9 protein-coding genes are annotated in these 12306 nt (G+C 62.0%); 3 read left to right on the forward strand and 6 right to left on the reverse strand.

The genetic code is table 11. The features are described 5' to 3' along the window. Positions 1 to 185: 185 nt before the first annotated feature. The 3 genes from smbP to BWR02_RS06765 form a co-directional block, all read right to left on the reverse strand. Entirely contained in the window at positions 186 to 494 is a 309-nt protein-coding gene (gene smbP, locus BWR02_RS06755) for a small metal-binding protein SmbP (RefSeq protein ID WP_139556987.1), read from the reverse strand. A 235-nt stretch (positions 495 to 729) separates the two neighbouring features. Continuing rightward, positions 730 to 1311: a hypothetical protein gene (locus BWR02_RS06760; protein WP_139556988.1), complete on the reverse strand. Its 582-nt coding sequence runs from the start codon at positions 1309 to 1311 to the stop codon at positions 730 to 732. Further along, positions 1292 to 2779, reverse strand: coding sequence for an ATP-binding protein (locus BWR02_RS06765; protein ID WP_139556989.1), 1488 nt, complete (start codon positions 2777 to 2779; stop codon positions 1292 to 1294). Before BWR02_RS06765 ends, BWR02_RS06760 begins: the two co-directional genes overlap by 20 nt. 160 nt (positions 2780 to 2939) lie before the next feature. Here BWR02_RS06765 and BWR02_RS06770 point away from each other — a divergent pair, with 160 nt between their 5' ends. From BWR02_RS06770 to BWR02_RS06780, 3 genes are all read left to right on the forward strand, one after another. Continuing rightward, positions 2940 to 4562 carry a sensor histidine kinase gene (locus BWR02_RS06770; RefSeq protein ID WP_139556990.1) on the forward strand — a complete coding sequence of 541 codons (1623 nt, stop codon included), beginning with the start codon at positions 2940 to 2942 and terminating at the stop codon, positions 4560 to 4562. A gap of 9 nt (positions 4563 to 4571) precedes the next feature. Continuing rightward, positions 4572 to 5264: a response regulator transcription factor gene (locus tag BWR02_RS06775; RefSeq protein WP_236102000.1), complete on the forward strand. Its 693-nt coding sequence runs from the start codon at positions 4572 to 4574 to the stop codon at positions 5262 to 5264. A 451-nt stretch (positions 5265 to 5715) separates the two neighbouring features. After that, positions 5716 to 6099, forward strand: a complete 384-nt coding sequence (locus tag BWR02_RS06780) for a hypothetical protein (RefSeq protein WP_162560051.1) — start codon at positions 5716 to 5718, stop codon at positions 6097 to 6099. An 81-nt stretch (positions 6100 to 6180) separates the two neighbouring features. Here BWR02_RS06780 and BWR02_RS06785 read toward each other — a convergent pair whose 3' ends face one another. From BWR02_RS06785 to BWR02_RS06795, 3 genes are read right to left on the reverse strand one after another with little or no spacing between them, the layout of a single operon-like run. Next, positions 6181 to 9321 carry an efflux RND transporter permease subunit gene (locus BWR02_RS06785; RefSeq protein WP_139556992.1) on the reverse strand — a complete coding sequence of 1047 codons (3141 nt, stop codon included), beginning with the start codon at positions 9319 to 9321 and terminating at the stop codon, positions 6181 to 6183. Beyond that, on the reverse strand, positions 9318 to 10511 hold the full coding sequence (locus BWR02_RS06790) for an efflux RND transporter periplasmic adaptor subunit (RefSeq protein ID WP_139556993.1): 1194 nt from the start codon (positions 10509 to 10511) through the stop codon (positions 9318 to 9320). Before BWR02_RS06790 ends, BWR02_RS06785 begins: the two co-directional genes overlap by 4 nt. Positions 10512 to 10564: 53 nt before the next feature. Further along, the gene (locus BWR02_RS06795) at positions 10565 to 12157 is read right to left on the reverse strand and encodes an efflux transporter outer membrane subunit (protein ID WP_201276186.1); all 1593 of its coding nucleotides are present in this window, start codon (positions 12155 to 12157) and stop codon (positions 10565 to 10567) included. Between the last annotated feature and the right edge of the window lie 149 nt (positions 12158 to 12306).

Here is a 12306-nt window from a genome sequence, read left to right on the forward strand (position 1 = left end):
GCGGTGACGAAACGATGGGAGCGGACTCCGCGTTTGCGCTGTACTGCCCCAAGCTTTATGTTTGACATAATATATATTATGCGCAGCAATGAGCGGAAGGCGGAAGAGCGAACCGTATGCGACCGGGGGCATGAACGAAAGCGGCGGGCTCGTGGCCCGCCGCTGCGTTGGAGGCGTTCTGTCGTCTACTGCGCGGCCTTCAGATGGACCACGGCTTCTTCGGCGGCCTTTTTAGCAAGGTCCGCGTGCCCGAGCTTGCCATGTTCGATCGCGCTGTCCAGGCTCTTTATGCCGGCATCAAGGTGCTGATCCGCCACCCCAGCGTGTTCTTTCGACATTCCGGCATGTTCTGCGATTTCCTTGGCGTCAGTCGCTTTGGCAGCGGCATCCGCATGCGTCAACGCGGCGCCGATGTGACTTTCCTCGGCAGACGCGCCGAGGCATGCCAGTGTAAGCAACGCGCCCGCAACTTTACTGGTCAGTTTGATATTCATTGCCATGCTCTCCTCGAAAACGCTCGTTCTTGTCGGAGTTGCCGCGGTTGGCAACTCGGCGATTCGCGGCGACGATTGCAATTGCACCGCCGATCCGCTTTGTCAGCCTTCGTCCTGAGCCAACGCCTTCTTTGACCATCTTGGGCGAGTTGCGTTGCACTGACGACGTTCGAACTGGCCAGTTACCGGAGCCGCCCCAGTCGGTCAGAGCGCATTCCGCTATCGCGCGGTGTGCTCAGTCGCGAACTTCGTCGCCATCGAGTTGACGTTCGATAGCCCGGATCTCTTCCAGCTTCTGCCGCAGTCTGGCCGTCTCGTCCTGCTGGGCTTGCGTTGGACGGCCCTGGACGCGCGCACTCCTTCGTGTACGGGGAGCCTGCGAAGCCGCACGTTCCAGGCGCCGCATTTCCCTGAGAACGGCGCTATCCCTGGCTATGAGCCAACGCAGGCGATCTTCGGCGATGTGGTCGCTGGGGATGCCAGACACCCATTTCAGCACGGCTGCGATATCACCGCAGGACCTGGACAAGGTTCGACCCACCATCAGTTTCAGTTGCAAAACAGGGTCGGCGTGCTCGCGCTCGCGTTTCAGCAAATCGCGGCAAAGCGTTTTTCGCTCGGGTGGAGTCGCCTGCGCGAGATGCGCACCGAACCGCAGCAGTTCGTCGCTATCGATCCGCTCATGCGGTGTCGCGGGCGCCTGCTTTGCCACCGGCCGTGCCGGAGCCGCCAATGGTTCGGGCTGCACTGGTCGGGTTGAACAGGCTGAACCCAACAGTGCGAGCAAACCGATCAGGCTAAGCGTGCGTGGGTCCATAACTTTCCAGCGGTAGTTGGATACGAAACCGTGCCCCTCGTTTTGGATGTCTTGGGTCTGCGATCTCGATCTCTCCGTTGTGGAAACGGACGCATTCCCGGACGTTCGCAAGGCCCAACCCGTCGGTGTAGCATCGGCTGGAGGCTGCCGCCTTGCCAACGAAAAACGGCTCGAAGGCGTGTTCACGCTCCTCATCGTCGATGCCCGGTCCATCATCCTCAACTTCCAGCTTCATGCGGTCGCCGACACATCTCAGGATGACATTGATTTCGGAGCCATCAGGCGAGAAGCTGACCGCGTTCGAGACGAGACCATCGACCATCTCGCGTAACCGCTGCGCTTCCCCGACTACCGTAACGGGTTCGAGAGATAGATTAAGGCGGAGGTCTCGGGATTCCATTGTCGTTCGGTAGGTCGCAGCGATGTCCTCGACCACGCTGCGCATGTCGACATGTGTGATCACCGGCGGCGCCGCCGCCGCGGAGCTGTCGTCTATCGCAACGACATATCGCTCACACGCTGCCGTCATTTTCCGCAGTGCGGCCGCGGCTGCGACCGCATCTCGCACCAGGACCTCCTGAGCTTCGTTCAACTCGCCCGACGTCTCCGTGGCCAGTTGCCCCAGAGTGTCACTGATCGCGTTGGCGGGCCGTTTCAAGGCATTCAACAGGTTCGCCACCAGCATTGTGTCGGCACGGTGCTGTTCGATGCGGCGTTGATGGCACTGCATCATCGCGGCGGCCAGACTCTTCAGGCCTGGCGGTACCGCCAGTTCGGCAGCCTCGTTCAGGGGAGCCCGCTCATAGGCCTGGAAATCCCGGGTGAGCTTTCCCAAGGCGTTGCGCTGCAGCCGCCAAAAAACGGCGATCATTGCGGCCGGAATAAGCCCCCAAAGGACGACCAGAATGCCCCGCCGCTCGCGCTGCCCCACCGCGGACCGTTCCAACTGCGCAATATCCTGTTCGAGGCCTGAAGATGCCGCACTGGAAAGGCGCTGGGCGAGGCTCTGCAGAGTGGTCAGGGCCGTATCGAGCGACCGACGGCTCGTCTTGGAGAGCATGGACGGGAGTTGCTCATGGAACTGCTGCTCCTGCTCGACGATCTGGTCGGCAATCAGCAGCATTTCGTTTCGCTCGAGATTTGCCGCCGATGCGCGGAAATCATCCAACGCCTCCGCCAGCAGTGTTCGTGCCTTATCATATGCCACACGTTCGTTGGCACTTTGCAGTTCGGGTTCCGAGAAAGCCGCGAGCCAGCGCGCCCGCCGCTCGACGTCGTGCAAGCGCTGCTGCACCCGCCGCGCCAACGCGACCTGATCAGCCGAGCCCCGAATTGCACGTGTGCCCTGCCCGCACATCGTGTCGCCGATAGAATCGGCTCGTAGCACGAAGGCGCTGAAGCAAAGAGCGCTCGTCAGAACCAAAAGAGCCATCCATGTCCCGGACGGCAGCCGCGTCAAGATTCGCATGGGACGGTGGGTACGATAAGGGCCGGCAGCCCACGGCAGGCGGAATGTATCGCTTTAGAGGCTTTGACCCGCGCACTATAACGGATACTTGTCGCTCTGGGTGCACTGCACTGCCCTACCCCAATGGGCCGTTGTTCCCAGTGCTTGAGGCTGGGCGCACATGACGCTGGGCCGTCGGTTGGCTGTCGCGCTCACGATCCTGGTGTTGTTTTCGCTGCTGGCCTGGACCGTCAGCCTGCGCGCGCAGGTTCAGGTTCGGCTTTATCGGACACTGGCCGACGAGGCGGTCCAGGATTTGCGCGGCATAGGTGAACTGGAGCGGATTTCCGATCGTTATGTGCAGCTGAGGCTGAGGCAAGTGCTCGAACAAGGGTACAGCGCCGAGGATGCGGCTCGCCTGCGCGTGCGCCTGAAGGAAGCCGTCGCGGCACTGAGTGAAGTGACTGCGTCCCCTTCCCCGGCTGTCGATGACGATCTAGAGTCCCGTTTGCAGGGGGATGCTGTGACCATGCAGGAATCAAGGACCGCCAGGATTCTCGACGCATTGCTGTCCCACTGTGATCAGGCTGAACGCCTCCTCGCACAGGGGCAAGCAGCAGAGGCCGCAGTCCTGATGTTTCGCATCCTGCGCCACGATGTCGAAGGCCAGTTGGATCGCGCCTTCGATGCTTTATGGGACGCACGCCAACAACGCTATGCAGCGGTGTCCGCTGGGTTCACGGACAAGACGCAGCGCTGGCTGACCGCGCTAGATGCTTCGCTTTTCGGCCTGACCTGCGTCTCCGTGATAATGGTCGGGTGGGTGGCGCGCGGGCTCAAGGCACCACTACGCGACCTGGCGACGGGGACCGAAGCCATTACCGCCGGGAATCTTGCGTGGCGGTTCACCTGGCGGCAAGGCGGGGAGGTTGGAGAACTCGCGAGCCACTTCAACCGGATGGCTCAGGAACTGGAGCACCAGCATCACGCCTTGCTCGAGCAGCAAAGGGTTCTCGAGTCCCGAGTCGCCGAACGAACGAGCGAGCTGAGCCAGCGCAACGAGGAACTCCGTAAACTCGACAAGTTTCGGCGGCAGTTCTTCGCCGATATCAGCCACGAGCTTCGGACTCCGCTGACCGTGATGCGCGGCGAGGCGGAGGTTACGCTGCGGGGTCGCGCGACTTCTCCGAGCGAATATCGCGCTTGTCTGCAGCGCATCCAGGTTTCTGCGGTTCAACTCGATCGACTCGTCAGTGAGATGCTGTTCTTGGCGCAGATCGAAAGTGGGCACCTCGAATTCGATGCCCAGCAGCTAGATTGGGGGGAACTTGCGGCCAGCGTGGTCGATGACCTGCGCCTGCTGGCGCAGGCGAGATCGATCGAGGTGTGCTGGACCCCGCCGTCCGGTCCCACCTGGGTACGCGGCGATAGGTCCCGACTCCGCCAGTCGATGCTCGCCATCGGGGACAATGCCTGCCGTTATTCTCCTACCAACAGTCGCGTTAGGCTGTCCATTGAATCGGCGGACGGCGAAGCGATCTTCACGGTCGCTGACCGCGGGATCGGCGTTCCCCCTCAGGACAAGGTGAAGATCTTTGGCCGTTACTATCGCAGCGAGAATGCGCGGCGCTGCCGCCCCGACGGCACGGGCCTCGGTTTGCCGGTCGCTCAAGCGATTATCACCGCCCATGGCGGACGAATCACTATCACGGACCGCCCTGGCGGCGGCACCCTGTTCTGCATCGTCCTGCCCATGTGCGATCCCGCAGTCGGGATGGGCGAGGATGATGGCGCGGATTCCTGATCTATTGCCATGACGCTGCGGATGAGATTGTTGCTGGTCGAGGACGATACTCGCATCGTCGGCTTTTTGCGCCGAGGGCTTGAGGCTGAGGGCTATGCCGTCGAGGTCGCCGAGTCTGGGGCCGCGGCCATCGCAATCGGACGCGAGCAGGCGTTTGCGCTAATCATCCTCGATATTGGCCTGCCGGACTGCAACGGGTTCGAGGTCTGCCGCAGCTTGCGAGAAGCCGGTGTCGACACGCCGATTCTGATCCTGACGGCCATGGATGCCATGGCGGACAAGCTCAGTGGTCTGCGCGGTGGCGCCGATGACTACATGACCAAGCCATTCGCGTTCGAGGAACTGCTGGCTCGGATCGAGGTCCTGCTGCGTCGCACTGCCCTACCCGTCCCCACCCCGACAGCACTGCTGCAAGTCGCTGACTTGACGTTGAACCCCGAGACGCATGAGGTTCAGAGGGGCGGGAGGCCCATCGCTTTGACCCCAAAAGAGTTTGCCTTGCTGGCGTATTTCATGCGGTCTCATGGCAAGGTCCTGAGCCGCACCCGCATACTGGAGCAAATCTGGGGTTACAGCAGCGATCCGATGACCAATGTCGTCGACGTATACATCCGGCAACTCCGCCGAAAGATTGATGCCGGTCGCGAGCCGAAGCTGCTGCACACGATCCGCGGGTTCGGTTATCGCCTCGCCGTGCTGTGAAGGGTCTGCTGCCGCCTGGCGCGGCAGCAGACCGGTGGGGAACCGCACTGAAATCGCCGCAGTCGCCCCTGCTGGCCGTCTGCGGCGTCCCACATACGTCGAGTCCGTCCTCATGTAATCTTAATGAATTACCCAGCGCATTCCTCATGTCATCGGCGCTAGCCTAGCGGCGCCGACAAACAAGAAACACAGAGGATGACCGTCGATGATGGGGAATCGTAGTCAGCACACAGGTCGTCAACCAGCGTCTTCATTGCGGATGACACTGCCGGGCCCGCGCAGGATCTGCTGGACCCGGCTGGCCGCAATCGTCCTGTTATTCGCGTCAGCGGACCCGGTAAAAACAGCGGGGGCGTCCGTCCATTCGCTCGGAGATATCACGTCTGCCATTCCAGTGACCTGGAGCGACGACGGGTCGATCGTCGGCGGGCTTGAGCAACCAGAGGAACGCGTGCTTTTCAAACTGGCTCGCGGCCAGCATCTCGTGCTGAGTCTCGACCCGATGCCGGACGGTCGTTCACCCGGTGTTGCGGTGAACATGCAGGCATCGGTCTGGAGTAAGGACGGAAAGCTGATGGGCACCCTCGAGGGTCAGCCGCTGCGCCTGGCAGGCTATCTTGGCGCCGGGGACTACCAAGTGCGCGTGCGCCCTACCGGAGGAGGCGCAAATAGCCCTTACCGCCTGTCGATCAAGTCCGCCGAGGCCACCCCGCGTCCCAAAGCATGGGCATTGGTCGGGCTCGCTGCAGTGGTCATCGCGCTCCGGATGTTGTCCGGATCGCGGACCTATTCCGTGATGGGCCCCGGTGGCGCGCACTACCGCGATATCTCCTGAGTCGTCACCACCCTGGGAGCCCGCGGGATTTCATGCGCTCAAACCTGGGGTTACATGCTGAGGGTTCCGTGCTGACCTGGATCAGACTGCCGTTTTGGGTGACGAGGACTTGCGCTCGCTCCACCGCTGCGTCAGGACGTAGAACACCGGAACGAAGGGGATCGCAAGGATGGTCGAAGCCAGCATGCCGCCGAACACGACCGTGCCGATGGCCCGCTGGCTGGCTGCTCCGGCCCCATCGGCCGTCAGCAGCGGCACGACACCGAGGATGAAGGCGAACGAAGTCATCAGAATCGGCCGGAAACGGCGCCGGGTCGCTTCGACGGCGGCCTCGGCGATCGTCATCCCTTCCGCGCGCAATTCCCGGGCAAACTCGACGACGAGAATGGCGTTTTTGCTGGCCAGGGCGATCATCAACACGAGCCCGACTTGCGTGTACAAGCTGTTTTCGTAACGACGCGAGATCAGTGCCGCGATCACGCCAACCAGGGCCATTGGGACGACCAGGATCACGCCGAACGGGCTGGACCAGTTTTCGTACTGTGCCGCCAGTACCAGGAAAACCAGCAAGATCGACAACGCATAGACAAAATAAGCCTGATTGCCAACCTGTTTCTCCTGAAACGCGGTGGCGGTCCAATCGAAGGCCATGCCGCTTGGCAAGTTGGCGCTGGCGACCTGCTCCATCAGCTTGATGGCATCACCCGAGCTGTGTCCAGGTGCCTGCGCGCCGAACAGTGGTGCCGCGGGGTAGAGGTTGTAGCGGGTCACCAGTTCCGAGCCGACGCGCCGGTTGACACTCAGCAGCGTGCCAAGCGGCACCATTTCCTGCCGGCTGTTTCGAACATAGAGGTTTTCGATATCCGTTGGCTCCAGACGATAGGGTGCGTCCGCCTGCACGTAGACCTGGTACGACTGGTCGAACTTGTTGAACAGGTTGACATAGGACGATCCCAGGAAGGCTTGCAGCGTTCCGAACACATTGTTCAGGGGTACGTCAAGCGACTGCGCCTTGACTCGGTCGATGTCGAGAAAGAGCTGCGGGCTCTGTGCGCTGAACGTACTACCCACGAATCCCAGCGCGGATTGCCCGCCGGCAGCCCGCATGGTTTCCAGAACGGTTCTCTGCAATTCGGCCAATCCCAGGCTGTGGCGATCTTCGATCATCATCTGGAATCCGCCGGCCTGACCGAGGCCGGCAATCGGTGGCGGAATCACGACGGCGATCCGGGCTTCCTGCACGGCGTCGAACTGCTGTTTCAGGCTGGTCAGGATTTGCTTTTGATCGAGCCCCTTCTCTCCGCGTTGGTCCCACTTCTCGTAGATGGCGAAGGTGCTGAACGCGTTCGAGACATTGGCGGCGTCGAGCATGGAAAAGCCGCCGATGGTGACCCATGCAGCAATACCGGGGGTCTTGGCGAGCACGCCGTCGACCTGCGCCGACACCGTCCTCACCCGCGGTTGGGCGCTGCCCTCAGGGAGCTTCGCGACGACGATCGCATAACCCTGATCTTCGATTGGCAAAAACCCGGTGGGATGCCGGGCAAAGAACCACGCGCCGACGCCGACGATGACGAAGAACACGACGGCCATCCAGCCGCTTCGATCGACCATGGCGCGCACGAGGCGCGCATACCCGCCTTCTATGCCGTCGTAGATGCGGTTGAAACCCCGGTAGAACGCGTTCGGCCGGTAGTCGGCCGGCCGTGAGCGCAGATACTGGGCACACTGGGCAGGCTTGAGGGTCAGGGCGTTGATGGCGCTGATCACCGCGGTCGAGGCGATCACCAGCGCGAACTGCCGGAACAGCTGGCCGCTGATGCCCGGCAAAAAGGCGGCCGGCAGGAAGACCGCAATCAAGACGGCCGTGATGCCGATGACCGGACCGGTCATTTCCTGCATCGCCTTGATCGCGGCGTCCTTCGGCGACAAGCCCTTCTCGATGTAGTGCGAGGCGTTCTCGACGATAACGATCGCGTCATCCACGACGATCCCGATGGCCAGAATCAGGGCGAACAGGGTCATCAGATTGACGGAAAAGCCGAGCATGGCCATCGCGGCGAAAGCGCCGATGATGGTGACCGGAACGGTCGTGGCCGGCACCAGCGTTGCTCGCCAGTTTTGCAGGAAGATCATGATGACCACGAGGACCAGAACGCCGGCTTCCTTCAGCGTTTCGTAAACGGCATCGATCGATTGTTGAATGAAGTCCGTAGTGTCGTAATGGATCGCGTACTTGAGCCCTTCCGGGAATTCATGGCTCATCTGTTCGACGGCCGTGCGAATGTTCTTCCCGAGATCGATGGCATTGGCGCCGGGCAATGCATAAACGAGAATCTGCGCCGCCTTGTGCCCGCTGACCCCAGCGAAGTTGCTGTACATCTGCTGGGACAGTTCGACCCGCGCGAGATCCTTGACGCGCACCAGTTGGGCGGTTTCGTCGCTCTGCGTGCGGACCGTCTTGACGATGATGTCCTCGAACTCCGACACGTCCGACAATCGCCCCAGGGCATTGACCGTGAGCTGGTAGGATTGCTCCGCAGGCACGGGCGCCCCACCCAGTTGTCCGGCGACCACCTGATTATTCTGTTCGCGCACCGCATCGGCGACATCCATGGTCGTCAGGCCGTAGTACTTCAGGCGCTCCGGGTTCAGCCAGATGCGCATGCTGTATGCGCCTGCCCCCAACACCTTGATCTGCCCTACCCCCGGGATCCGGCCCAATGGGTACTGCATGTTGATCATCGCGTAGTTCGACAAAAAGGTGTCGTCGAAGCGGTCGTCCTCCGCATACAGGCTGACCACCTGCAAAATGTTGGTCGATACCTTCTTGATCGTGACCCCCTGCTTTTGCACGGCGTCCGGCAACTGAGCCAGCTGCCCGTTGACCATGTTCTGCACGAGGCTCATCGACGCATTCAAGTCGGTCCCGACGCGAAACGTGATCGTCAGCATGTAGGTCCCGTCCGAACCGCTCGTCGAGGACATGTACATGGAGTTCTCGATTCCGTTGACGCCCTGCTCGATCGGGATGCCGACGGTTTTTGCGATGACTTCGGCGCTGGCGCCCGGGTAACGTGCCACGACCTGTATCGTCGGCGGCACGATATTCGGGTATTGCGCGACGGGCAGGTTCAGCAGGCTGACCGCACCGAGGATGATCGTGATGATCGCGATGACATTCGCGAAAATCGGCCGTTCGATGAAGAAACGGGAGATCATTGCGCGGTCTTCGCCGGGGCTGCATGGGGGGCGTCGTCAGGGAGCGGCGCGCGGGTGGGTGTGACCGGGCGCCCTGGCATGGCTCGCAGCAGACCGTTGACGATGACCCAGTCCCGATCGTCAACACCGGAGGTGATGGCGACGCGACCGCCGGTCTTGGCGCCCAGCGTGACGGGGCGACGCGCGACCATGTTCTTGTCGTCCACGACCAGCGTGAACGCACCGCCCTGGTCGAAGCCTACGGCGTCCTCCGGCAGCAGCCATTGTTGTTCCGGCTTCCCGGTCTCGGCGCGGATCCGAACGAACAGGCCAGGCAGGATGCGGTAGTCGGGATTCGGCAGCAAGGCGCGGAGTTGCAGGGTACCGGTCGTCGTGTCGACCTCGATTCCGCGATAATCCAGTTGGCCCTTGTGCGGATAGCCTTCTTCATTGGCCATGCCGAGCGCCAGCGGAATGTAGGGGACCTTGCTGGCCGTGTCCGTTCCCTCGTTCTGGCGGGCGCGGCGGACCCGCAGCAGATCCTGCTCGCTGATCGTGAAATAGGCGTAGATCGGATCGATCTGGTTGATTTCGGCGAGCACGGTCTCCTCCCCTGCCCCGACGACATTGCCCGGGTCCTTGTACCGGCGGCTCACGCGGCCACGGAACGGGGCTTTGACGGTCGTATAGCCGAGATTCAGTTGCGCCAGTTCGACCTGCGCCTCGGCCGCCATGACGTCGGCCTTCGACCCATCGCGTTCGTAGCGCCAGCGATCCACATCGGTCTGCGCGGCGGCGTTCTCCTGCAGCAATCCGATAAAGCGCTTGAACTCGGTCTCGGCATGGAACAGCCGCGCCTTTGCCGCCAGAAGCTGGGCCTGGGCCTCTTTCAACTTCGCCTGATAGGTGTTCTGTTGAATCACGAACAGCACCTGGCCCTCGTTGACGACATCGCCCTCCTTGAACAGTATCTTTTCGAGATAGCCCTCGACGCGTGCCCGCAATTGCACCGTGTGCAAGGCCTGGGTGTTGCCGGTGAACTCGAGGTACGGTTTGATTTCTCCCCGAATGGGATGACTTACCGTGACCGGTGGCGGCGGTGGTGGGACATAGGTGTTGGGGTTCTCACAGCCCGCCGACAATACCGACAGGGCGAGCAATACCGCCGACGCGAAGCGACCGACGCAGCAAATGGGAAATGGTTTCGTCACCTCGGGCCTCAGGCGTTGGCGGCTTGCAATGGATGGGATGGCAACCGGAGGGTTCACCACGCGGGCGCCCGGATCAGGTTCGTTGGGCGCTCCGTAGGCACGGGCATGGGTTCGAGCAGTTCCCCCCAGTTGGTGCGCCGCGCCATCGCATCCTTGATGGGAGCCGGTACGAAGTCCTTGCCTTCACGGAGTTGCCAGCCGCCACCGAGCGCCCGGTAGACGTTGACCAGGCTGGAGGCGATATCGCCAAGGGTCGTCGCAAAGCTGTCCTGTTGCTGCAGCAAGGATTGTTCGGCGGTCAAAACGGTCGTGAAATCGGCGATACCCTCGCGATACTGCAGCGTCGCCAACTGCAACGAGCGCTGAGCTGCCGCGGTGCTCTGTGCGAGATACTCCGCCGCATCCTGCGTCTTGATGAACGCGATCAGACCGTCCTCGACTTCCCGTTGCGCGCTCAGGACGGCATTCTGGTAAAGGGTCAACGCTTCCTGCAGCAAGGCGTCCTGGGTTCGCACCTGGTTCGTGATCTGCCCGTAGTTGAACAGATTCCACTGTACGGCCGGTCCGAAGCGGTAGAAATGGCTGCTCCACTGGAACATGTCGCTCAGACTGTTCCCGGAGGCGTTGGACGACACGAAGCCAAAACTGCCGCTCAGGGAAAACGCGGGATACAGATTGGCCTCGACCACACCGACACGAGCCGACTGGGCGGCCGCTGCCATTTCCGCCTTGCGGATGTCGGGGCGGCGGCGTAACAGATCGGCCGGAATGCCGACGGCGACGTGGAGCGGCGGCGAAGGGATCTGCGCCATGCGCGCGCCGGCACCGAGGGGTTTGTCCAGTGTGCGCGGTGACTGCCCTAGCAGCAGGCATAGCGCATTCTTGGTCTGGCGGAGTTGGCTTTCCAGCGAAGGGATGGAGGCCTGGGTGCTGCCGAGCACGGTCTTCGCCTGTTCCACGTCGCGTTGCGACGAACTGCCGCCGCGGAACTTGGCCTCGGCGATCTTCAGGCTTCCCTGTTGCGCGGCGACATTGTCGCGCGCGATGGCGAGTTTTTTCTCGAGCGTTCGGATACGAATATAGAAATTCGCAACGTCGGCCGTCAGCGTGACCAGCGTGCTGTCATAGTCGGCCACGGCACTGAGTAGCTCGGCATCGGCTGCTTCAATGGCACGACGAAACTTGCCCCAGACATCGAGTTCCCAACTCGCCGTCATTCCGATTCGATCGATCCACAGCGTATGTACCAGACCGTCGCTCGTCGGCAGCCGCTCGCTGAGCCCGCGGAGCGGCAGGTGAAACTTCTCGACCAATCCGGTCAGGTGTTGTTGTTGCGGATAGAAGTCACCGATCGCAATGCCGAGTTGCGCCCTGGCCTCTAGGATGCGGAGGCCCGCCACCCGCAGCGGAAGGTTCTGGGAGTAGGCCTGTTCGACCAGTTGATTGAGAACGGGATCCTTGAAGACTCGCCACCAGGCCCGGGTTTCAGCGCTGCTGCTGCGGACTCGCTGGTCGCCCTTTTCCAGCCACTGGTTGGCAAGGTCGGCGTTGGGTGTTTCGAAGTCAGGCCCGATCAGGCTGCAACCCGCGCCGAGCGCGGCCAAGCACACAATCCCGACCAGGGACGCGAACACGCGACAATCCATGCAATCCTCCTTGCGGCCCATAGTAGCGGACTGGCACGGCCCGTGCCAACACCAGAACCGGACAAAGCCGCTGCCCCTGCGTTATGGCACCTCCGACGCCAAGTTTGTGGCGGGCGATGGGTAAAGAAATGCTTCCGACCGGCTTCTGC

It is taken from the genome of Methylotetracoccus oryzae (assembly GCF_006175985.1).
Taxonomy (GTDB): Bacteria; Pseudomonadota; Gammaproteobacteria; order Methylococcales; family Methylococcaceae; genus Methylotetracoccus; species Methylotetracoccus oryzae.

Coding starts and splice junctions, on each gene's coding strand:
- BWR02_RS06795 (WP_201276186.1), bottom strand. CDS start 12,157: ATGGATTGTCGCGTGTTCGCGTCCCTGGTCGGGATTGTGTGCTTGGCC.
- BWR02_RS06765 (WP_139556989.1), bottom strand. CDS start 2,779: ATGCGAATCTTGACGCGGCTGCCGTCCGGGACATGGATGGCTCTTTTG.
- BWR02_RS06760 (WP_139556988.1), bottom strand. CDS start 1,311: ATGGACCCACGCACGCTTAGCCTGATCGGTTTGCTCGCACTGTTGGGT.
- BWR02_RS06775 (WP_236102000.1), top strand. CDS start 4,572: ATGACGCTGCGGATGAGATTGTTGCTGGTCGAGGACGATACTCGCATC.
- BWR02_RS06785 (WP_139556992.1), bottom strand. CDS start 9,321: ATGATCTCCCGTTTCTTCATCGAACGGCCGATTTTCGCGAATGTCATC.
- BWR02_RS06770 (WP_139556990.1), top strand. CDS start 2,940: ATGACGCTGGGCCGTCGGTTGGCTGTCGCGCTCACGATCCTGGTGTTG.
- smbP (WP_139556987.1), bottom strand. CDS start 494: ATGAATATCAAACTGACCAGTAAAGTTGCGGGCGCGTTGCTTACACTG.